Raw genomic sequence first — 25,289 nt, 5'->3', positions numbered from 1 at the left:
CGCGGTCCGGACGAGGGGCGAACCGATGAATGAGCAGCGGCTGCGCGAGTACCTGAAGAGGGCAAGTGCCGACCTGCACCGGACCCGGCAGAAGCTGTCGGAGCTGGAGGCGAGGAGCTCCGAGCCGATCGCGATCGTCGGCATGAGCTGCCGCCTGCCCGGTGACGTCGCGTCGCCCGAGCAGTTGTGGAGCCTGCTGGACGACGGCACCGACGCCGTGGGCGGATTCCCGACCGACCGCGGCTGGGACCTGGAGTCGCTGTACGACCCGGACCCCGACCAGCCGGGCACCTGCTACACCACGCAGGGCGGCTTCCTCCACGACGCGGCGGAGTTCGACCCGGAGCTGTTCGGGCTGAGCCCGCGCGAGGCACTGGCCACCGACCCGCAGCAGCGGCTCCTGCTGGAGGCGTCGTGGGAGGCGCTGGAGCGCGCGGGGATCAGCCCGGCCTCGCTGCGGGGCAGCCGCACCGGGGTCTACGTCGGCGTGATGTACAACGACTACGCCACCCGCGTCCTGCGCCCGCCGAAGGGCATGGAGGGCCACATCGGCAACGGCAGTTCGCCGAGCATCGCCTCCGGCCGGGTCGCTTACACCCTCGGCCTGGAGGGCCCCGCCGTCACACTGGACACCGCCTGCTCGTCGTCGCTCGTGTCGATCCATCTGGCCTGCCAGGCCCTGCGGTCGGGGGAGTGTTCGCTGGCCCTGGCGGGCGGCGTGACGGTGATGTCCACGCCGGTCACCTTCGTACAGTTCAGCAGGCACCGGGGGCTGGCACCGGACGGACGCTGCAAGTCGTTCGCGGACGGCGCCGACGGTACGGGCTGGTCCGAGGGCGTCGGCCTGCTCGCGCTGGAACGGCTGTCGGAGGCGCGGCGCAAGGGCCACCGCGTCCTGGCCGTGATCCGCGGCACCGCCGTGAACCAGGACGGTGCCAGCAGTGGCCTCACCGCCCCGAACGGCCCGTCCCAGCAGCGGGTCATCCGGCAGGCGCTGGACAACGCGGGCCTGACGCCCGCCGACGTGGACGCCGTCGAGGCGCACGGCACGGGCACCTCGCTGGGCGATCCGATCGAGGCACAGGCGCTGCTGGCGACGTACGGCCGGGACCGGCCGGACGACCGCCGGCTCTGGCTGGGTTCGCTGAAGTCGAACCTCGGGCACACCCAGGCCGCCGCCGGTGTGACCGGAGTGATCAAGATGGTCATGGCGATGCGGCACGGGAAGCTGCCGAAGACCCTGCATGTGGACGCGCCGTCCCGGCACGTGGACTGGTCGGCGGGTGGCGTACGGCTGCTGACGGACGCGCAGCCGTGGCCCGAGCTGGACCGGCCCCGGAGAGCCGGTGTGTCGGCGTTCGGGGTCAGCGGGACCAACGCGCATCTGATCGTCGAGGAGGCCCCCCGGGCCGGGGCGGACGAAGCGGCCGGGACGGCAGGACCGGCTTCGGCTGGGACTGCTGAGACTACTGAGAGGGCTGAGGCTGCTGGGTCGGCTGAGGCTGTTGGGTCGGCCGAGGCTGTTGGGGCGGCTGAGGAACACGCGTACCGGCCGATGCCCGCCGTTCCCTGGGTGGTGTCGGCGAAGACGGCGGACGGAGTCGCCGCCCAGGCGCAGCGGCTGCTGGCCGCAGTGACCGACGGCGCTCCACTGGACATCGGCTTCTCGCTGGCCACGACGCGCGCGCCGCTCGACCACCGTGCCGTCGCGGTCGGCACCGACCGGAACGCACTGCTCGCCGGACTCTCCGCGATCGCCGCGGGGGAGAGCGCCCCCGGTGTGGTGCGCGGGCGCGCCACCGGTGGCTCCGTCGCGTTCATGTTCAGCGGTCAGGGATCCCAACGCATCGGTATGGGGCGCGAGTTGTACGAGGCGTTCCCGGTGTTCGCTGCGGCTCTCGACGAGATCTGCGCGCACTTCGACACCGACACCGGCCCCGACACCGGCCCCGACACCGGCCCCGACACCGGCCCCGACACCGGCACGGCTACGGAGGCCGACTCCGCTACCGGCACCGGCCCGTCGCTGCGGACCGTGATGTTCGAGCCGGTCGACGGATCCGGTGAGAGTGGCCTGCTCGACCGCACCGGTTACACACAACCCGCCCTGTTCGCCCTGGAAGTGGCTCTCTTCCGGCTGCTCGAATCCTGGGGGGTGCGGCCGGACCGGCTGATCGGTCACTCCATCGGCGAGCTGTCGGCCGCCCACGTGGCGGGCGTGTTGTCCCTGCCGGACGCCTGCCGACTGGTCGCCGCGCGCGGTCGCCTGATGCAGGCGCTGCCCTCCGGCGGCGCGATGATCGCGGTACGCGCCACCGAGGCGGAGGTGACACCGCTGCCGGCCGACGGGGTGTCCATCGCCGCGATCAACGCCGCCGGTTCGGTCGTGCTCTCCGGCGACGAGGACGCGGTCCTGCGGGCCGCCGAGCCGTTCGCCGGGCGAGGCACCCACCGCCTGACGGTCAGCCATGCCTTCCACTCGCACCGCATGGAGCCGATGCTCGCCGAATTCCGCGCGGTGGCCGAGTCGGTGGAGTATCTGCGGCCCCGGATCCCGGTCGTGTCCAATCTGACCGGTGATGTCGTCGACACGTTCACCGCCGACCACTGGGTACGCCATGTGCGCGAGGCGGTGCGCTTCGCCGACGGCATCGGACGGCTGCACGCGCTCGGCACGACCCGCTTCGTCGAACTCGGACCCGCCGGGCCGCTCTGCGCGGCCGTCGCCGACGACCTGCCGGAGCAGTGCCTCGTACAGCCGCTGCTGCGCAAGGACGTTCCCGAGGCCCAGGCCCTGACGGACGCGGTCGCCCAGCTGTGGGCCCGCGGTGTGCAGCCCGACTGGGCGGAGTTCTTCGGCGGCACCGGAGCGGCCACCGTGGACCTGCCCACCTTCGCGTTCCAGCGGCGCCGTTTCTGGCTCGATGTGCCGCTGACCCGGCAGGACCTCGCCGCCGGGCACCCACTGCTCGGCGTCCGGATGGAACGCGCCGACGCGGACGGGTTCGTGTTCGGCGGCGAGCTGTCCGTACGCACCCATCCCTGGCTGGCCGACCACCGGGTCTCCGACCGGATCCTGGTGCCCGGCACGGCCTTCCTCGAACTCGCGCTGCGGGCCGGTGGCCAGATCGGTTGCGCCCGCGTCGACGAACTGGTCCTCACCGAACCGCTGGCCCTCACCGCGACCGACCGGATCTCCCTCCAGGTCGTGATCGGCGCCGCCGACCCGAACGGCGGCAGGCCGGTCACCGGGTACTCCCGGCAGGACCTGAAGAGCGGTGACGCGGAAGCCGAAACGGGCGGCAGGGACCGCCCGTGGACCCGCCACTTCACCGGCTCGCTGGCCCCCGACACCGGCAGTGACGGCCTCGCCGAGTACGGCCCCACCGAGTACGGCCCGGCCGCATGGCCACCGCCCGGTGCGGAGCCCGTCGACACCGAGCGGCTCTACGAGGAGCTGGCCGCCGCCGGACTGGCGTACGGCCCGCTGTTCCGGGGACTGCGCGCGGCCTGGCGCAGCGGAGAGCAGATCCACGCCGAGGTCGAACTGCCCGAGACCCACCAAGTGGACGCCGAGCGGTACGAGTTGCACCCGGCGCTGCTCGACGCCGCCCTGCACGCGGCAGCGGCCGGACAGGCCCTGGGCGAGGACGCCCCGACCGCCGCGGTCCCCTTCACCTGGTCCGGAGTCTCGGTGCGCACGCCCGGCGCCGCCGCCTTGCGGGTCACCCTGAGCCGCCCCTCGGACCGGTCGCTCGCCCTCACAGCCACTGACGGCAACGGTGTCCCCGTACTCTCCGTCGACTCGCTGCAACTGCGCCCCCTGGCCGAACAGGGGGTGGGTGGGTTGCCGGGCCACTTCGACGCTCTGTTCCGGCTGGAGTGGCAGGAGCTGCCCGCCGGACTGCCCGAGGGCGCCGAACAGCCCGCGGAAGCACCGGAGATCGTGGACCTGCCCGGCGGCTCCGAACTGCCCGGAGATCCGCACGAGGCGGTACGGGAAGCCGTGCACCGCACCCTCGCCGTGCTCCAGGCCCGGCTCGCCGAACCCATGGGCGCCACGCCGCTCGTGCTGCGTACGCGTGGTGCGGTGCAACTGCCGGGGGAGAGCGGCAGGATCGCCCCGCACGCGGCGGCCGTCCAGGGCCTGGTCCGCTCCGCGCAGTCCGAGAACCCCGACCGGTTCGTGCTGATCGACGTGGGTGACGGGACCGATGGCGCCGATGGGGCTGACGGGACCAATGGGGCCGACGGGACCGACGTGGCCGACGGGTTGGCCGGGGCCGAACCTGTGATCACCGCGCAGGCCGTCGCGTACGACGAACCGCAGCTGATGGTCAGGGACGGCCGCTGGTACGCACCCCGGCTGGCCCGGGTTCCCGCGCTCCCCGGGGCGATCCGCCCGGATCAGGCCGGATCAGGACCCGCCGCCTTCGACCCGGACGGCACGGTCCTGGTCACCGGCGCCACCGGCAGGCTGGGCCGTGCGCTCTGCCAGCACCTGGTGGCCGTGCACGGTGTCCGGCACCTCCTGCTGATCAGCCGCTCCGGGGCGGATTCCGCCGGTGCGGCCGAACTCCTCGGCCTGGACGCCGAAGTCACCCTCGTGGCCTGCGACGTGGCGGACCGGGCCGCGCTCGGCGCGGCGCTCGACACGGTCCCGGCCGACCACCCGCTGACCGCGGTCATCCATCTCGCGGGCACGCTCGACGACGGAATCGTCCAGTCCCTGACGCCGGAACGGATCGACGCCGTACTGGCCCCGAAGGTGTCCGGCGCGCTGAACCTGCACGAGCTGACCCGGGAGGCGGACCTCTCGGCGTTCGTCCTGTTCGCCTCGGCGGCCGGTACGTTCGGTGGACCCGGTCAGGGCAACTACGCAGCCGCCAATGCCTACTTGGATGCGCTGGCCGACCACCGCCGCCGTACCGGCCTGCCCGGTATGTCGCTGGCCTGGGGGCTGTGGGAGGGCGACGACGGCATGGTCGGCGGCCTGACCGACGCGGACCTGGAGCGCGCCGGGAGCATCGGAGTGCTCAGCCTGACCGGCCCGGACGGGCTCGCGCTGTTCGACGCGGCTCTCCGGCGCGACGAGGCCGGACTGGTGCCCGTCGCCTTCGACTTCTCGCTGCTGCGCGCGCAGGCGGGCCGGCTGGCCCTCCCCTCACTGCTGCGCGGGCTGGTACGGAAGCCGGTGTCCGTACCCGCCACGGCCGCCCGCCCCGGCGCCGGTACCCTTTCCGGCGTCCGTACCCGCTCCGGTGTCCGTCCGGTCGCGATGATCGATGTCGTACGCTCCCGGGTCGCCGCGGTCCTGCGGTACCCATCGGCGAGTGCCGTCGACTCCGACCGGGCCTTCTCCGAGCTGGGCTTCGACTCGCTGATGGCGGTCGAACTGCGCAACCAGCTCAGCGAGGAGACCGGCGTCCGGCTGCCCGCCTCGGTGATCTTCGACCAGCCCACCCCGGCCGCGCTGGCGGCGCACCTGGAGTCACTGTCGGGCGACGGGGAGGCCGTACCCGGGGACCGCGCCGCCGCCGTGCCCGCGACGGGCGGCGCCGACCCCGAGGAGCCGATCGCGATCGTGGGCATGGCCTGCCGACTGCCCGGCGGTGTCGAGTCGCCCGAAGAGCTGTGGGAGCTGGTGCTGCGTGGCGAGGACGCCATCGTGCCGATGCCGGACAACCGCGGCTGGGACATCGACGGCCTCTTCGACCCGGACCCGGAACAGGCGGGCACCAGCTACGTGCGCGAGGGCGGCTTCCTGGCGGGGGCCGACCTGTTCGACCCGTCGCTGTTCGGGATATCGCCGCGCGAGGCGCTCGCCATGGACCCGCAGCAGCGCCTCCTGCTCGAATCCTCCTGGGAGTTGTTCGAGCGGGCCGGAATCCCGGCCCGCTCGCTGAGGGGCAGCAGAACCGGAGTGTTCGTCGGCCTGATGTACACCGACTACCCGGTTCTGCTGCACGGGCGCAAGCACGACCTGGAGGGCCATCTGGGCAATGGCAGCGCGGGCAGCGTCGCCTCCGGCCGTATCGCCTACACGTACGGGCTCGAAGGCCCGGCCGTCACCGTCGACACCGCCTGCTCCTCGTCCCTGGTGGCGATGCACTGGGCGGCCAACGCGCTGCGCTCCGGCGAGTGTTCGCTCGCGGTGGCCGGTGGCGCCACCGTCATGTCGACCCCCACGGTCTTCCTGGAGTTCAGCAGGCAGCGCGGCCTCGCCACCGACGGCCGGTGCAAGCCCTTCGCGGAGGGCGGGGACGGTACGAGCTGGGGCGAGGGCGTGGGGCTCCTCCTGCTGGAACGGCTCTCCGACGCCCGCCGCAACGGACACCAGGTGCTGGGCGTCGTCCGAGGGTCCGCGGTGAACTCCGACGGCGCGTCCAACGGCCTGACCGCGCCCAACGGCCCCTCGCAGCAGCGGGTGATCCGCCAGGCACTGGCGAACTCCGGGCTCGACGCCGTCGACATCGACACCGTGGAGGCGCACGGTACGGGGACCCCGCTGGGCGATCCCATCGAGGCGCAGGCGCTGATCGCCACGTACGGCCAGGACCGGCCGGCCGACGTGCCCCTGCTGGTCGGGGCGCTCAAGTCGAACCTGGGCCACACCCAGGCGGCGGCGGGGGTCGCGGGCGTCATCAAGACCGTGATGGCCATGCGGCACGGGGTACTGCCGAAGATCCTGCACCTGGACGCGCCGTCGTCCCGGGTGGACTGGGAGGACGGCGCGGTACGGCTGCTGGACCGGAACCAGGACTGGCCGGACACCGGACGCCCGCGCCGCGCCGCTGTGTCGTCCTTCGGGATCAGTGGCACCAACGCCCATGTGGTGCTGGAGCAGGCGGCCGACGAGGACGTACGGAAGGACCGGACCGGGACCGACCGGACCGGGACCGACCGGACCGGGACCGACCGGACCGGGGCCGACCGGGCCGGGACCGACACGGCCTTGAGCGACACGGCCTTGAGCGACACGGCCGGGACCGGCGTGACGGGGGCCGATCCGATCGCGACCGAGGTGACCGCGACCGAGGCGACCGGCCCGGCCGGGTCCGGCGGCGGGCACCGGCCCGTGCCCGTCGTCTGGCCGCTGTCCGCGCCGAGCGTGCCCGCCCTGCGCAGGCAGGCGGCCCGGCTGCTCCCGAGGGCGCAGGTCCTGGCCCCGGCCGACGTCGGCCTGTCGCTGGTCACCACGCGGTCCCCGTTCGACCACCGGGCGGTGATCGTCGGCTCCGACCGGGCGGAACTGCTCGACGGACTGCGCGCCCTGGCGGCCGGTGAGCCGATCGGCAACCTCGTCGAGGGCGTCGCCGGGCCGGGTACCAAGCCGGTCTTCGTCTTCCCCGGACAGGGGTCCCAATGGGCCGGTATGGCCGCCGAGTTGCTCGACTCCTCGCCGGTCTTCGCCGCGTCCGTCGCCCGCTGCGAGAGGGCGCTGTCGGAGTTCGTCGACTGGAAGCTCACGGACGTACTGCGCGGTGCACCCGGTGCGCCGGGCCTGGAGGGCGACGACGTGGTGCAGCCCGCGACGTTCGCGGTCACCGTCTCGCTCGCCGAGCTGTGGCAGGCCCACGGAGTGCGGCCCGCCGCCGTCGTCGGACACTCGCAGGGCGAGATGGCGGCGGCCTGCTTCGCCGGTGCGCTCTCGCTGCGCGACGCCGCCCGGGTCGTGTGTCTGCGCGGGCGCGAGGTCACCGCGCTCGCCGGACGCGGCGGCCTGGTGTCGGTCGAGGCGTCCCCCGCCCGGACGGAGGAACTGCTGCAGCCGTACGCGGACCGGCTGGTCCTCGGTGCGGTCAACAGCCCCCGCGCCGTCGTGGTCTCCGGGGACGACGACGCGCTGGAGTCCTTCGTCTCCGACTGCCGCGACCTGGGCATCCGTACCAAGCGCGTGCCCATCAACTACGCCTCGCACTCGTCGCACGCGGACGCCATCGAGGACCGCCTCGCGGACGTGCTGGGCCCGGTCGCCGCCGGGGCGCCGGAGGTGCCGTTCTTCTCCACGGTGACCGCCGACTGGGCGGACAGCCTTCCGCTCGACGCCGGTTACTGGTTCGCGAACCTGCGCCGGCCGGTGCGCTTCGCCGAATCCGTCCGGGCACTCGCGGAGCAGGGCTTCGGACCGATGATCGAGGTGAGCGCGCACCCGGTCCTCACCAGCGCCGTCGAGGAGACTCTGGCCGACGGTGACAGCGGTAGCGGTGAGCGCGGTGCGGGCGGCTGCGCGGTCGGCTCGCTCCGCCGCCAGGACGGCGGGCTCCCCCGTTTCCTCCGGTCCCTCGGGGAGGCGTACGCGGTCGGTGCCGCGGTCGACTGGCGCCGCGTCTTCGACGGCACCGACGCGCAGCCGGTGGACCTGCCCTCGTACGCCTTCCACCGGCAGCGGTTCTGGCCGGAGTTCGACGAACCGGCCCCGGAGACCGCCGCGGACCCGCAGGAGGACGAGTTCTGGCAGGCCGTGCAGGAGCAGGACGTCGACGCGGTCGCCGAACGGATCGGCCTGGGCCGTCAGGAGCTGGAGACGGTGCTCCCCGCGCTGTCCCGCTGGCACGTCGGGCGCCGGGTCCGCTCCACCCTGGACACCTGGCGCTACCGCACGGAGTGGGTGCCGGTACGGCCCGCGGACGTGGCCTCGCTGTCCGGCAACTGGCTGGTACTGCGCTCCGGGACTGGTACCGACAGCGAAAGCGACACCGGCACCGGCACCGGCACCGAGCAGGCCACGGCAGACCTGGTGGACGAAGCGGTCCGCGCGCTGGCCGCCGCAGGAGCCCAGGTCACCGAACTCCCCCTGAATACAGGGGACTTGACGGATGGACCGGGGGCTTCGGAGGGGGAAGCGAACCGCCTCGCCGACCGGATCCGCACCGCGTGCGGTGCCACCCCTCTCGCCGGGGTGCTCTGCCTCACCGGCCTCGACGAGACCCCGGCCGATGGGTACGCCGTGCTCCCCACCGGACTCCGGCTCTGCCTGGCCGCCGTCCGCGCGCTGACCGTCCTGGAGAGCGAGGCACCCTTCTGGGTCGCGACCTCGGGAGCGGTCGGTACCGGCCAGGACGACCCGCCGCGGCGTCCGACCCAGGCGCTGATGTGGGGCGCGGGCGTGGTGCTCGGGCTTGACCTGCCGCGCCGCTGGGGCGGGTTGATCGATCTTCCTGCCGTTCTCGGCCGGGAGAGCGGCGAGGAGTTGTGCGCCGTCCTCAGCGGTGCGACGGGTGAGGAGCAACTCGCGATCAGGGCCGACGGGGTGTCGGCCCGCCGACTGGTCCGCGCGCCCGTCAAGGGCCCTTCGGCGCCGTGGCGCCCCCGGGACACCGTACTGATCACCGGCGGAACCGGGGCGCTCGGCGGCCACCTCGCCAGGTGGGCGGCCCGCTCGGGCGCCGACCGGGTCGTCCTGGTCAGCCGGCGCGGGTCCGCCGCCGAGGGCATGGCCGAACTCCACGACGAACTGATCGACCTCGGCACGGAGGTGGTCATCGAAGCCTGCGACCTCACCGACGGGGAGGCGGTCGCCACCCTGTTCGCCAAGGTCGCCGTCGACGGGCCACCGGTCCGCGCGGTACTGCACGCGGCCGGGACCAGCGGCCGGGAGATGTCCGTCGACGACCTCACCTCCGGCGAACTGGCCTCGGTGCTCGGACCGAAGGTCGCGGGCGCCCGCCATCTCACCGCCCACGCGGCCGGTCTGGAGCTGGACACCTTCGTCCTGTTCTCCTCCGGCGCGGGCACCTGGGGGAACGCCGGACGCATCGGGTACGGGGCGGCCAACGCCTACCTCGACGCCTTCGCCGCCGAACACCGGGCCGCGGGACTGCCCATGGTGTCGCTGGCCTGGGGCGCCTGGGGCGGCGGCGGGATGGTGGACGAGGACACCGCCACCCAGCTGCGCCGGCTCGGCAACCGGCAGATGGACCCGGAGCTCGCGGTGGGCGTGCTGGCCGACGCGGTCGGCCGCCGGGACGGAAACCTGGTGGTCGCCGACATCGGCTGGAAGGCCTTCGCGCCGACGTACCACGCGGCCAGGAGCAGGCCACTGATCCTCGGTGTCGCCGAGGCCAGACAGGCACTGGCCGAAGCGGACACCGTCGGCACCGCCGACGTCGGAGAGCCGGAACTCGTCGGCGAACTGGCCGCCCTGGCCGACGGCGAGCGGCAGCGACTGCTGCTCGACCGGGTACGGCGGGAGGCAGCCGTGGCGCTCGGGCACGGGTCGGCCGCCGAGATGCACATCGACCGCCCGCTCAGGGAGCTGGGCTTCGACTCGCTGACTGTGGTGGCCCTGCGGAACCGGCTCTCCGCGGTCACCGGACTGAAGCTGCCGACGACCCTGGTCTTCGACCATCCGACGTTCCCCGCCCTGGTCCGCTACCTGGTGACACGGCTCTTCGGCGCGGGCACCGAGGCCCCGGCGCAGAGCGCCGAGGAAGCGGCGACCTGGGCGACCCTGCGGTCCATCCCGCTGAACCGGCTGCGCGAGCGGGGACTCCTCGACGCGCTGCTCGAACTCGCGGCGACCCCGGAACGGACCGGAGCCGACGCCGGAACCGAAGCCGGAGCCGACGACGCGGCCGACGACGGCGTGGACCGGTTCGAAGGCATGAATGTGGCCGATCTCGTCGAGTTGGCACTCGGCACCGACACCGATTCACGGGAAAGCTGAGATGACGGCATCCTCCGACAAGATCGTCGATGCGCTGCGTGCGGCGCTGCGTGACAACGAGCGGCTCAAGCAGCACAACCAGCGCCTGGAACAGGTCGCGCACGAGCCGATCGCGATCGTGGGCATGGGCTGCCGACTGCCCGGCGGCATCGAAAACCCGGAGCAGTTCTGGCAGTTGCTGTCCCGGGGCGCGGACGCCATCTCCGACTTCCCGGAGCGGCCGGGCTGGGAGGTGGAGAAGCTCGTCGACCCCGACCCGGACCGGCGCGGCACCACCTACGTCAGCCAGGGCGGCTTCCTGCACGACGCGGACCGGTTCGACGCTGGCTTCTTCGGCATCTCACCGCGCGAGGCCCTGGCGATGGACCCCCAGCAGCGGCTGCTCCTGGAGGTCGCCTGGGAGACGCTGGAACAGGCCCGCATCTCACCGGCCTCGCTGCGGTCCACCGCGACCGGTGTGTTCACCGGCGCGACCGGCGCGGACTACGGCCCGCTCATGGCCCAGTCGGGGATCGACACCGACGGTTACCTGGCGACGGGCAGCGCCGCGAGTGTCGCGTCGGGCCGTATCTCGTACGTCCTCGGCCTGGAGGGGCCGGCCGTGACCGTCGACACGGCGTGCTCCTCCTCGCTCGTCGCGCTGCACCTCGCCGTGCAGGCGCTGCGCTCCGGCGAGTGCTCGCTCGCCCTCGCGGGCGGTGCGACGCTGATGGCCAGCCCTTCCACGTTCCAGGAGTTCAGCCGCCAGCGCGGTCTCGCGATCGACGGCCGGTGCAAGGCGTTCTCGGACGACGCGGACGGCACCAGCTGGAGCGAGGGTGTCGGCCTGCTCCTGGTGGAGCGGCTGTCGGACGCCCGGCGCAACGGGCACCGGGTGCTCGCCGTCGTACGGGGCAGCGCGACCAACCAGGACGGTGCGTCGAACGGTCTGACCGCGCCGAACGGCCTGTCCCAGCAGCGGGTGATCCGCCAGGCACTCGCCAACGCCGAGGTGGCGCCCGCCGAGGTCGACGTGGTCGAGGCACACGGCACGGGCACCACGCTCGGCGACCCCATCGAGGCGCAGGCGCTCCTCGCCACGTACGGCCAGGACCGTGCCGAGGGCAGGCCGCTGTGGCTCGGCTCGGTCAAGTCGAACCTGGGGCACGCGCAGGGCGCCGCAGGCGTCGCCGGTGTGATGAAGATGGTGCTCGCCATGCAGCACGGCGTCATGCCCAGGTCGCTGCACGTCGGTACGCCGTCGTCGCACGTGGACTGGTCGGCGGGCGCGGTGGAACTGCTCGCGGAGGAACGGGAGTGGCCGCGCGGGGACCGGCCGAGGCGGGCGGGTGTGTCCGCGTTCGGGATGAGCGGGACGAACGCGCACGTGATCGTCGAGGAGGCGCCGGAACCTCCGGCGACGGCCGAGCCCCCGGTGGCGCCGGTCGGTGCGGCCCCGGTGGCGGTGCCGTGGGTGCTGTCCGGGCGCAGCGCCGGGGCTCTGCGGGGTCAGGCCGCGGTGCTGGCCGACGTGGCCGGAACGGCTGATCCGGTGGACGTGGGCTGGTCGCTGGCGACGACCCGGTCGTCGTTCGAGCACCGGGCCGTGGTGCCGGGTGGTTCCGGTGAGGGCCTGTCAGCGCTGGCCGCAGGCGAGTTGGCAGCGGGTGTGGTGAGCGGTGTGGCAGGGCCGGTGGGCCGGCCGGTGTTCGTGTTCCCGGGGCAGGGGGCGCAGTGGGCGGGCATGGCGGTGGAGCTGGCGGCTTCGTCGTCGGTGTTCGCGGGACGGTTGGCCGAGTGCGAGACGGTTCTGTCCGGCTTCGTGGATTGGTCGTTGGTGGATGTGTTGCGGGGGGTGGTGGGTGCGCCGTCGTTGGAGCGGGTGGATGTGGTGCAGCCGGTGTCGTTCGCGGTGATGGTGTCGTTGGCGGCGTTGTGGGAGTCGTTCGGGGTGGTGCCGTCGGTGGTGGTGGGGCATTCGCAGGGGGAGATCGCGGCGGCGTGTGTGGCGGGTGTGCTGTCCCTGGAGGACGCCGCGCGGATCGTGGTCGCTCGGTCGGCTGCCATTGCGGCGCTGGCTGGTGCGGGGGTCGGGTCGGACGGTGTCGAGGGGACGATGGCGTCGGTCCGGGTGTCGGCCGAGCGTGTCCGGGAGCTGCTCGGTGCGTGGGTGGGCCGGGTGTCGGTGGCTGCGGTGAACGGGCCTTCTCAGGTGGTGGTTTCGGGGGAGGCGGCCGCGGTCGACGAGTTGCTGGCCGAGTGTGGTCGGCAGGGTGTCCGGGCGCGTCGTATCGCGGTGGACTATGCCTCGCACTCGGCCGCGATGGACGTCCTGCAGGATGGGCTGGCCCCGGAACTGAGCGGAGTCACCCCGCGCGCGGGGCGGGTGCCGCTGCTGTCCACGGTGACGGGGGAGTTCGTCGATCCGCTCACGATGGACGGCGCGTACTGGTTCCGGAACCTGCGCGAGCCGGTGCGGTTCGCCGACGCGATCGAGCGGTTGGCCGGCGAGGGCTACGGCACCTTCGTGGAGGTCTCCTCGCACCCGGTGCTCACCGCCGCGGTCGAGGAGAGCGTCGAGCAGGCGGGTGCCGAGCCCGGCGTGGTGGTGGGGTCGCTGCGCCGGAACGAGGGCGGCCCGGACCGGTTCCTGACGAGCGTGGCGGAGCTGTGGGTACGGGGGGCGGAGGTCGACTGGACCGCCGCGTTCCGGGATGCGCGGCCCCACGTGGTCGACCTCCCGACGTACGCCTTCCAACGCCGCAGCTACTGGCCGGAGTTCACCCAGGAGACCGCCCCGGCCACCCGGGCCGACACCGTGGACGGGGAGTTCTGGGCGGCCGTCGAGCGCGAGGACGCACCGGCGCTCGCCCACACGCTGCACACCGATACCGGAGCACTGGATCCACTGCTGCCCGCACTCGCCCGGTGGCGCAGGGAGCAGCGCGAGCAGAACACCACGGACAGCTGGCGCTACGAGGTCAAGTGGCGTCCGCGGAGCGGCACCACCGGCAGCCGGCCCGCACTGTCGGGCAGCTGGCTGGTCGTCGTGCCCGAGGCCGACGCGGCCACGGAGCGGACCTTGGCCGTCGTCGACGCCCTGGTCATGCACGGCGCGGACGTGCGCACACTGCCGTTGCCCGCCGACGCCTGCGACCGGGCGTCACTCACCGACCTGCTCCGGGAGATCACCCCTCGGCCCGACGGCGTGCTGTCCCTGGCCGCACTCGACGAACGGCCGCTGCCCGCCGAGCCGTCGGTCTCCTACGGGCTGGCGACCACGGCCGTCCTGGTGCAGAGTCTCGGCGACGCGGGGATCGCGGCGCCGGTCTGGATCGCCACCGAAGGAGCGGTCGGTATCGGCCGCTCCGACCCGCTGCGCAGCGTGGAACAGGCGGCGGTCTGGGGCCTCGGCCGGGTCGTCGGACTGGAGCACCCGGACCGCTGGGGCGGGCTGATCGACCTGCCGGGGCAGGCCCTGGACGCCCGTGCGGCGCAGCGGCTCGCCGCAGCTCTCGCCGACGGCACCGAGGACCAGATCGCCGTGCGGGCCTCCAGCTCCTACGTACGGCGGCTCGTGCACACCCCGCCCACCGACCGGCCGGGCACCCCGTGGCAGCCGCACGGCACCGCGCTGATCACCGGCGGTACCGGAGGTATCGGCTCCACGCTCGCCCGCTGGCTGGCGGCCCACGGTATCCAGCACCTGGTGCTGACCGGCCGACGCGGTGCGGAAGCCCCCGGAGTACCCGAACTCCAGGAGGAGTTGACGGCGCTCGGCGTCGGGGTCACCGTCGTCGCCTGTGACGTGGCGGACCGCGCGGCGCTGGCCCGGGTGCTCGACTCCGTACCGGACGAGCACCCGCTGACCGCGGTCGTGCACGCGGCAGGCGTCGGGCAGTTCCGGCAGCTGGAGGCCTGCGACCCCGCGGACCTCGCCGACGTCATGCGAGCGAAGGTGCTCGGCGCCCGGCACCTCGACGAGCTGCTCGGCGACCGACCGCTCGACGCGTTCGTCCTGTTCTCGTCCAACGCCGGTGTCTGGGGCAGCGGCGGGCAGTCCGCGTACGCCGCGGCCAACGCGTTCCTGGACGCGCTGGCCGCCGACCGCCGCTCCCGCGGCCGGGTGGCGACCTCGGTGGCCTGGGGCGCCTGGGGCGGCGCGGGCATGGCGGCCGACGCGGGCATGGCGCAGCACCTGACCGCCCGGGGCATCCGGGCGATGCAGCCGGAACTGGCCCTCGCGGCGCTCCGTGGCGCGGTCGAGCGCGACGAGACGTTCACCGTCGTCGCGGACATGGACTGGGAACGGTTCGCCCCCGCGTTCACGGCGGCCAGGCCGAGGCCGCTGCTCGACGAACTGGCCGAAGTACGGGCGGTGTCGGAGACGGGGGAGCCTGCGGCCGATCCCGACTCGACCACCGGCGCGCTCCGCACCCGGCTGGCCGGACGGTCCCCGGCCGAGCAGCTGAGGGACCTGCTCACCCTGGTGTGCACGCACGCCGCCGCGGTACTCGGCCACGAGGACACGAGCGCCATCGAGGCCGGACGCGCCTTCCGGGAACTCGGCTTCGACTCGCTGACCGCGATCGAACTGCGGAACCGGCTGAGCACGGTGACCGGGCTGCGCCTGCCCGCCACCCTGGTCTTCGACCACGCCCAGCCACAGGCGCTGGCCGCCCGTCTCCGTACCGAGCTGACCGGGGAGGACTCCGGGCAGGACACGGTCGTACCGGGCGGCGCGGCCGACGACGAACCCATCGCGATCATCGGGATGAGCTGCCGGTTCCCCGGCAACGTGCGGTCGCCGGAAGAGCTCTGGCAGCTCCTGGCCGCGGGCACCGACGCGTTGACCCCGTTCCCCGCCGACCGCGGCTGGCCGTCCCATGTCGAAGGCGGCGTGAGCGAGGGGGGATTCGTCCACGACGCGATCGACTTCGATCCGGCCTTCTTCGGGATGAGCCCACGCGAGGCACTGGCGACGGACCCGCAGCAGCGGCTGGTCCTCGAAGCCGCCTGGGAGGCCTTCGAACACGCGGGCATCGCCCCCGACTCGGTGCGCGCCACCCGGACTGGCGTGTTCATGGGAGCCAACAACCAGGGATACGGGACGGGCCCCGACATCCCCGAAGGCGTCCAGGGGCATCTGCTCGTCGGGAACGCGACGAGCGTCGTCTCCGGGCGGGTCGCCTACACCCTGGGGCTCGAAGGCCCCGCCGTGACACTGGACACGGCGTGCTCGTCGTCCCTGGTGGCGCTGCACTGGGCAAGCAGGTCGCTGCGCTCGGGCGAGTCCACGCTGGCGCTGGCCGGCGGGGTCACCGTGCTGGTGACGCCCGACAGTTTCACCGAGTTCAGCCGCCAGGGCGGACTCGCCGGGGACGGCCGCTGCAAGGCGTTCTCCGACGAGGCGGACGGTACGGGCTGGGGCGAGGGCGTCGGCATCCTCGTCCTGGAGAAACTGTCCGACGCCCGCCGCAACGGACACCGGGTCCTCGCCCTCGTCACCGGCAGCGCCACCAACCAGGACGGCGCGTCCAACGGCCTGAGCGCGCCGAGCGGCCCCGCCCAGCAGCGGGTGATCCGGCAGGCCCTGGCCGACGCCGGACTGTCGGCGTCCGACGTGGACGCGGTCGAGGCGCACGGTACCGGCACGGCCCTGGGCGACCCGATCGAGGCACACGCGCTGCTGGCGACGTACGGCCAGGGGCGCGCCGCCGACCGGCCGCTGCGGCTCGGCTCGATCAAGTCGAACATCGGACACACCCAGTCGGCGGCCGGTGTCGCCGGAGTCATGAAGATGGTGCTCGCGATCCAGCACGGGGTGATGCCCAGGACGCTGCACGTGAGCACCCCTTCGACCCAGGTGGACTGGTCGGCCGGCGCGGTGGAACTGCTCACGGAGGAACGGGAGTGGACCCGCGGGGACGGGCCGCGCCGCGCGGGCGTGTCGTCCTTCGGTATCAGCGGGACGAACGCACACGTGATCATCGAAGAGGCCCCGCGGGTTCCGGAGGCCTCGCAGTCCCCCCAGGTCCCGCAGATCCCGGAGGCCTCGCAGGTCCCGGAGGCCTCGCAGGTCCCGGAGGCCTCGCAGGTCCCGGAGACTGTGGAACCCGGCGGGTCCCGTCCCGGTTCCGATGCCGTGACGCACGCGGTGCCTGACGGGGTGCCCGACACGGTGAACCTGCCGGTGATCCCGTGGGTGATGTCGGCGAAGTCGCCCGCCGCACTCGTCGCGCAGGCGGACCGGCTGTCGTCCGCGACGGCCGGAAAGGCCCCCGCGGACGTGGCGTTGTCGCTGGCCACGACCCGTACGGCCCTGACACACCGGTCGGTGGTGCTCGGCGGAAGCACGGAAGAGCTGCGCTCCGCGTTGCGGTCGCTCGCCGACAGAACCCCGACGGCCGAGGGCGTCGTGTCGGGGGTGGCGGGCACCGGCCTGACCGCGTTCGTCTTCTCCGGCCAGGGTGGCCAACGGCCAGGAATGGGAACGGAGTTGGCCCACACCTTCCCGGTGTTCGACGCGGCGCTGAGCGAGGTGTGCGCCCACTTCGACGGGCTGCTCGACCGGCCGCTGCGCGCGATCATGGCCGAGGACCCCGAGGGGCTGCTGACGAACACGGGCTGGGCGCAGCCCGCACTGTTCGCGTTCGAGGTGGCCCTGTTCCGGCTGGTCGAGTCCTGGGGCCTGCGGCCGGACTGTCTGGTGGGCCACTCGGTCGGCGAACTGGCCGCCGCACACGCGGCCGGGGTGCTCCCGCTCGCGGACGCCTGCACGCTGGTCGCGGCACGGGCCGGGCTGATGGCGGCGCTGCCCGACGGCGGTGTGATGTGGGCGGTCCGGGCCTCGGCGGACGAGGTCCGGCCCCTGCTGACCGACGGGGTGTCCCTCGCAGCGGTCAACGCCCCCGGCCAACTGACCCTCTCGGGCACCCGGGAGGCCGTGAAGTCGGTCGTCGCCGCGCTGCCCGGCCGGGAGAACCGCCGGCTGGACGTCAGCCACGCCTTCCACTCCGGGCTGATGGACCCGATGCTGGAGGAGTTCGGCCGGGCCGCATCGGCCATCGGGATGCGCCGCCCGGAGATCCCGGTCGTGTCGAGCCTGACCGGCGAGGTGATCGAGGAGTTCACCGCGCGCTACTGGGTCGACCAGGTCCGGGGCACGGTCCGGTTCGCCGACGCGATCGCCCGTCTGACGGACCTCGGGGTGACCCGCTTCGCGGAACTCGGCCCGGACGCCGGGCTGATCGGCGCGATCGTCGAGACCACCGAGACCACCGAGACCGCTGAGACCACGGGGACCGCTGAGACCACGGGGACCGCTGAGGCCGTCGAGGCCGCTGAGGCCGTCGAGGCCGCTGAGGCCGTCGAGGCCGCTGGGACCGCTGGGACCCCCCGGATCTCTGAGACCTCTGGGGCCTCCGAGATCACCAGGACGACCGGCGGCGGGCCGCTCGCCGTGTCGCTGCTGCGCCGGGACCGCCCGGAGCCCGCCACCGCCGTGACGGCGCTCGCCCGGCTGTGGGCGGACGGCTGCCCGGTCGACTGGCAGGCGTTCTACGCGCCGACCGGTGCCGCCGTCACCGACCTGCCCACGTACGCCTTCCAGCATCAGCGCTTCTGGCTGCACGGAACCGCCGCGGACCGCCCGTCGGGCACGGACCCGTGGAGCTACCGCACCGAATGGCGGCCGGTCACCGCCGGGCCGGGCGGTGACCTCACCGGACGCTGGTTGCTGCTCGCGCCCCGGCCCGACGCCGAGGGCCCGGTGTGCACCGCACTCGCGGAGGGCCTGCGGATATCAGGCGCAGAACCCGTACCGGTGGCGGTGGACGAGGAGGTGGACCGCGCCGCCCTCACGGAACTGCTGCGTGGCCACCCGGACGTCTCCGGAGTGCTCCTCCTGCTGAGCCCGTCGACCGGGCCCGGCGCCGCTGCCTCCGCGCTGGCTGCCGAGGTGATCCAGGCGCTGGGCGACGCAGCGGTGGCTGCCCCGCTCTGGTACGTCACCTCCGGCGCCGTCTCCATCGGCGGCTCGGACGTCCCGCCGCACCCCGGACTGGCCGCGGCCTGGGGCCTCGGCCGGGTCGCCGCACTCGAACACCCGGACCGCTGGGGCGGGTTGGCGGACCTTCCGGCCGCACCCGAAGCCCGGGACATCGGCCGGCTGACCGCGCTGCTCGCCGGGCGTTCCGGCGAGGACCAGTTCGCGATCCGGCCCGGCGGTGTCTTCGTACGACGGCTCGTGCGCGGCGCGTCCCCGGCTGGTCAGCACACTTCCACTGGTCAGCACGCTGTCGCTGGTCAGCGCACTGACGCCGAGTGGCCCCTGGGCGGCACCGTGCTGATCACCGGAGGCACCGGCGCACTCGGGAGCGAGGTCGCCCGGTGGCTGGCCGGTCGCGGCGCGGCCCGGCTCGTCCTGCTCGGCCGACGCGGCGCGGAAACCCCCGGCGCGGACCTGCTCCGGGCGGAACTGACCGCTTCCGGCGCCGAGGTCACCATCGTGGCCTGCGACGCATCGGACCGCGACGCGCTCGCCGCGGCCGTCCGGACCCTGGACGCCGACGGGGTGGCCATCGACGCGGTGGTGCACGCCGCCGGTGTCGTCGACGACGCCCTGCTGCACACCACGACCCCGCAGCAACTGGCAGCCGTATGGGCGGCGAAGGCGACGGCCGCCGCCCACCTGCACGAACTCCTGGGCGACCGTGAGCTGTCCGCGTTCGTGCTGTTCTCCTCCCTCGCGGGCACCCTCGGCTCCGTGGGACAGGCCGGATACGCGGCGGCGAACGCCTATCTGGACGGGCTCGCGGAGACCCGCACCCGTGCCGGGCTCCCGGCCCTGTCCGTCGCCTGGGGCCCGTGGGCCGGCGCCGGGATGGCCGCCACCGAAGCCCTGGCGGAAGGCATGCGGCAGCACGGACTGAACCCGATGGACTCCGCGCCCGCGCTGGCAGCCCTGGAACGGGCCCTGTCCGGCGGCGCGCCCTGCACCGTGATCGCCGACGTGGACTGGGCACGGTTGAGCGCCCGGGACACCACGCACCCCGCACCGCTCATCGCCGAACTCACCGGCCGTACACCCGCCCCCACCACGGACGGGCCGCCGGACGGCGACACCGCGCTGCGCCGCGACGTACTGGCGCTGCCCCCGGCCGCACGCCACGACGCGGTCCTGGAAGCCGTACGCACCCAGGCCGCCGCCGTGCTCGGCCACCCGTCCATCGAACCGGTCGAACCCGGCGCCGCGTTCTCGGCACTCGGCTTCGACTCCCTGCTCGCACTCGACCTCCGCTCCCGGCTCAACTCGCTGACCGGGCTGGCCCTTCCGGCCACGCTCGTGTTCGACCGGCCGACCGCCGACTCGCTCGCCCGGTACCTGCTCGACGAACTCACCGGCACCCGCCGGCACCCGCAGACGGACGGCCCGTCCCCGGACCGGCCGGCCCGCGCCGACGACGAACCGATCGCCGTCGTCAGCATGAGCTGCCGGTTCGCCGGTGGCGTCGACACCCCCGAAGACCTGTGGCGGCTGCTCTCCGACGGGGCCGACGCGATGTCGGCGTTCCCCGAGGACCGTGGCTGGGACACCGCGTCGCTCTACCACCCGGACCCCGACCACGAAGGCACCTGCTACGTCCAGGAGGGCGGCTTCCTGCACGGCGCGGGGGACTTCGACGCCGAGCTCTTCGGCATCAACCCGCGCGAAGCCCTCGCCATGGACCCCCAGCAGCGGCTGCTCCTGGAGTGCTCCTGGGAGGCACTGGAGCGGGCCGGGATCGACCCGAAGGCCGTACGCGGCAGCCGCATCGGAGTGTTCGCCGGGACCAACGGCCAGGACTACCCCGCCGCTCTGCAGGGCTCCGCCGAGAACGTCGCGGGCTACGTCGCCACCGGCAGCGCGGCCAGTGTGTTCTCCGGCCGGGTCGCCTACGCCTTCGGCCTCGAAGGACCCGCCCTGACCGTGGACACCGCCTGTTCGGCCTCGCTGGTCGCCCTCCACCTGGCCTGCCAGGCCCTGCGCGCGGGCGAATGCACCGCGGCGCTGGTGGGCGGTGCGACGGTGATGAGCACCCCGGGCGTGTTCATGGAGTTCAGCAGGCAGCGGGCCCTGTCGGCGGACGGCCGGTGCAAGGCGTTCTCCGACGACGCCGACGGCACGGGCTGGGGAGAGGGCGTGGGCCTGGTCATGGTCGAGCGCCTCTCCGACGCCCGCCGCAACGGCCACCCGGTGCTCGCCGTCATCCGGGGAACCGCGGTCAACCAGGACGGTGCGTCCAACGGCCTCACCGCGCCCAGCGGCCCCGCCCAGCAGCGGGTGATCCGTCAGGCCCTCTCCAACGCGGGGCTGTCGGCTTCGGACGTGGACGTGGTGGAGGCGCACGGTACGGGTACCGCGCTGGGCGACCCGATCGAGGCGCAGGCCCTGCTCGCCACCTACGGCCAGGACCGCCCGGACGACCGGCCGCTCTGGCTCGGCTCCGTCAAGTCGAACCTCGGCCACACCCAGGCGGCGGCCGGTCTGGCCGGGGTCATCAAGATGGTGCTGGCACTGCGCCACGGCACACTGCCCAGGACACTGCATGTCTCCGCGCCGTCCTCGCACGTCAACTGGGACGACGGCAGCGTACGACTACTGACGGAGCCCCGCCCCTGGCCCGGCCTCGACCGGCCGCGCCGCGCTGGTGTCTCCGCCTTCGGCGTCAGCGGCACCAACGCCCACGCCATCCTGGAACAGGCACCCGAACCGGCCCCGGCCGAGCCGCCCGTATCTTCGCTCCCGGCCCCGCCCGGCCTGGTCGACCCCACCGGCCTTGACCTTGAGGGTCAGGCCACCGAAGACGCCGCACCTGTCGCACCTGCCGCACCTGCCGCACCGGCCTCGTCGGGGCCCCCGGTCGTACCGTGGCTGCTGTCCGGGAAGACAGCAGAAGCACTCGCCGGTCAGGCCGCACGGCTGCTTCCCATGGCCCGGACAGGTGCTGACGGCGATCGGACCCCTTCCCCGGGTGACATCGCCCGGTCACTCGCCACCTCGCGCGCGGCACTCGAACAGCGCGCCGCCGTCATCGGTGCCACACCCGACGAGATGGCAGCGGGCCTGACCTCTCTCGCGGACGGCCGGGAGGCACACCACCTCGTCACCGGGACCGCAGGCGCCCCGGGGAAGACGGTGTTCGTCTTCCCCGGCCAGGGCAGTCAGTGGCTCGGCATGGCCACGGAACTCCGGGATTCCTCACCGGTGTTCGCCGCGAAGCTGGCCGACTGCGAAGAGGCACTCGCCGAGTTCGTGGACTGGTCACTGACCGGCGTACTGCGCGGCGACCCTGCCGCGCCCGGTCTCGACCGGGTGGACGTGGTGCAGCCCGCACTGTTCGCGGTGATGGTCTCGCTGGCGGAGCTCTGGCAGTCCTCCGGGGTCCGCCCCCATGCGGTGATCGGCCACTCCCAGGGCGAGATCGCGGCGGCCTGCGTCGCCGGAGCACTCTCGCTGCGCGACGCCGCCCGGGTGGTCTGCCTGCGGAGCCAGGCACTGATCGCGCTCGGACCCGACCGGCCGGCCCCCGCCGGACCCGGTGCCGCCCCCACAGCTCCGACAATTCCGAGCGCTTCGACCGCCGCTTCGACCGAACAGGCACCGGCGTCGGAGGGCGGGATGGTCTCGCTCATGCTCGACCCCGCGCAGGTCGGTGAGCTGATCGCCGGATACGACGGCCGCCTCTCGGTCGCGGCGGTCAACGGCCCCGCGTCGGTCGTCGTCTCGGGCGACGCACAAGCCCTGGACCTGCTCCTTCGCGACTGCGCCGACCGGGGAACCCGGGCGAGGCGCATCCCGGTGAACTACGCCTCGCACTCCGCGCACGTCGACCGGATCCGCGAAGAGCTGCTCACCGCACTGAGCCCGACGGCGCCACGGCAGCCCGTCGTGCCCATGCTGTCGACGCTCACCGGGGAATGGATCGGCGCGGACGAGGCGGGCACGGTCGACGCCGACTACTGGTTCCGCAATCTGCGCCGGCCCGTCATGCTGGCCCCGGCGATCCGCGAACTGGCAGCGACCGGCCACCGGACCTTCGTGGAGATCAGCCCGCACCCGGTCCTGACCGTTCCCGTGCAGGAAACGCTCGACGCCCTCGACGTCACCGCCGGAAGGGTCTTCGTGGGCGGCTCGCTGCGCCGCGACGACGGCGGCGCGCGACGCTTCACCACCTCCCTCGCCGAGGCCTACGTGACCGGAGTGGACGTCGACTGGACGTCCGTGCTCGGCGAAGCCGGGCCGGACCACGTCGAACTCCCCACGTACGCCTTCCAGCACCGGACCTTCTGGCCCCGCCCCGCCGAACGCGACGAGGCCCCGACGAACGCCGACCCGGTGGACAGCGCGTTCTGGGAGGCGGTCGAGCAGGAGAACCTGGACGGCCTGGCCGACACCCTCGGTCTCGGCACCCCCGCACTCGCCGAGGTTCTGCCCGCCCTGGCCGGCTGGCGGCGTACGCGACGCGAAGCGACGGCCCTGGACTCCTGGCGCTACCGCGTCACCTGGCGTCCGCTCACCGACCACCAGTCCGACCGCCAGTCCGGGCAGCAGTCCGGCCGGAACTCCGATCGGCCGTCGTTCCAACTCGACGGGAACTGGCTCCTGTTGGCCTCCGACGCGAGCGACCCGCAGTGGAGCGGGGCGATCGGCCGGGCACTGGACGCCTCCGGAGCACACCTGGTGACGGTGGAGGTCGACCCGGCCACACTCACCCGCGAGAACTTCGCCGCACAGCTGGGCCGCCACCTGAGCGAGGCAGGCCGGATCGACGGCGTCCTCTCCCTGCTCGGAGTCGACGAACAGCCACATCCTGCGCATCCCGCGATGTCCACCGGACTGGCCGCGACCCTGCTGCTGACCCAGGCGATGGCCGACGCGGCACTCGACGCACCCCTGTGGCTGGCGACCCGGGAAGCGGTCCTGGCCACCCCGGCCGACCGGCTCTCCGGCCTCCGCCAGGGACAGATCTGGGGCCTCGGCCGGGTCATCGGACTCGAACACCCCGATCGTTGGGGCGGATTGATCGACCTTCCCGCAGAAATCGAAGAACGGGCCGCACACCGACTGCGCCAGGCACTCGGCGGCATCATCGGCACCGGCGGTTCCGGTGGTTCTGGTGGCTCCTCCGGTTCCGGCTCCAGCTCCGGTTCCGGCGCCGGACCGGGAGAGGATCAGATCGCCGTACGCGAACAGGGCCTGTTCGTACGGAGGCTGGTACACGCACCGGTCGGCGACACGCCTCCCCGGCGCAACTGGCAGCCGCGGGACACCGCACTCATCACCGGCGGAACGGGCGGGATCGGCGCACAGGTGGCCCGCTGGCTGGCCGAGGCCGGTACCGAACACCTCGTGCTGACCAGCCGGCGGGGAGACACCGCCCCGGGCGCAGCCGAGTTGCGCACCCAACTGAACGCCCTCGGCGCCCGGGTGACCTTCGCGGCCTGCGACGTCGCCGACCGCGAGGCACTGACCGCGCTGGTGTCCGGCCTGCGGGCCGAAGGCGAGCAGATCCGTACCGTCGTGCACGCGGCCGGAGTGGTACAGGCCACCGCGCTGCGGGAGATGAGTCTGGGCGAGTGCGCCGAGGTGCTCTCCGCCAAGGCACTGGGCGCGGCCCATCTGGACGCACTGTTCGACGACGAACCGCTGGACGCCTTCGTCCTGTTCTCGTCCAACGCCGGAGTCTGGGGCAGTGGTGGCCAGGGCGCGTACGCGGCGGCCAACGCTTCCCTCGACGTACTCGCGCAGTCACGCCAGGAGCGTGGCCTCGCCGCGACCTCCATCGCCTGGGGTGCCTGGGGCGGCGGCGGAATGGCCGCGGATCCCGGGGCCGAGGAACACCTGCGCCGCCGTGGCGTCCTGGTGATGGCACCGGAACAGGCCCTCGCCGCACTGCGCCAGGCCCTGGAGCACCAGGACACCGTGGTGGCCGTCGCCGATGTGGACTGGGCCCGGTTCGCGCCGAGCTTCGCCGCCGCGAGACCGCGCCCGCTGCTCGACGAACTGCCGGAGGCACGACGGGCCTTGCGCGAATCGCAAGCCCCCGTCGGGGAAACCGGCACACCCGGCACCGGGCCGGGCGAGCGGCTGCGGAACATGCCGCAGGCCGAGCGCGAGGCCGCGCTGCTCGACCTGGTGCGCTCCGCCGTCGCCGCCGTACTGGGTCACGAGAGCGCCCAGGCGGTCGAAGCCGGACGGGCCTTCAAGGACCTCGGCTTCGACTCCCTGACCTCCGTCGAACTGCGTAACAGGCTGACCTCCGCGACCGGCCTGACCCTGCCCGCGACCCTGGTCTTCGACCACCCGACCCCGCTCGACCTGACGGCCCTGCTGCGCGCCGAGTTCGCCGGTGAGCAGCAGGAGCTTCCGCCGGAACAGGCAGTGCTCTCCGACTTGGACAAGCTTGAGGCCGGAATTTCAGCTCTTTCCCCAGACCACGACCTGGACGCCGTTCAGGCCAGGCTGCGAAGCCTAATCTCGACGCTGGGCGACAGGCAGTCCGCCGAAACCGGCCAGCCTGTGTCCCGAAAGCTGGAGACAGCCTCCGACGACGAGCTGTTCGAATTCATCCACCGGGAGTTCGGTAAGTCTTCTTGA

Annotated in this window: 2 protein-coding genes; both read left to right on the top strand. The window is 73.5% G+C overall.

What is annotated here, in order from left to right:
• Window positions 1–25 precede the first annotated feature (25 nt).
• Window positions 26–10,669: a type I polyketide synthase gene (locus NBY69_RS28005; RefSeq protein ID WP_250304649.1), complete on the top strand. Its 10,644-nt coding sequence runs from the start codon at window positions 26–28 to the stop codon at window positions 10,667–10,669.
• Window positions 10,620–25,289: a type I polyketide synthase gene (locus tag NBY69_RS28000; RefSeq protein WP_374211351.1), complete on the top strand. Its 14,670-nt coding sequence runs from the start codon at window positions 10,620–10,622 to the stop codon at window positions 25,287–25,289. The genes NBY69_RS28005 and NBY69_RS28000 overlap by 50 nt, the downstream gene beginning before the upstream one ends.

The organism is Streptomyces sp. A 4/2, assembly GCF_940670765.1.
Classification (GTDB): Bacteria; Actinomycetota; Actinomycetes; order Streptomycetales; family Streptomycetaceae; genus Streptomyces.
Note: the sequence above shows the minus strand (reverse complement) of the source record. Positions and strands in the feature narration are given on the sequence as shown.

Excerpts from the sequence above, each read along its gene's own strand:
- NBY69_RS28005 (WP_250304649.1), top strand. The coding sequence starts at position 26 with ATGAATGAGCAGCGGCTGCGCGAGTACCTGAAGAGGGCAAGTGCCGAC.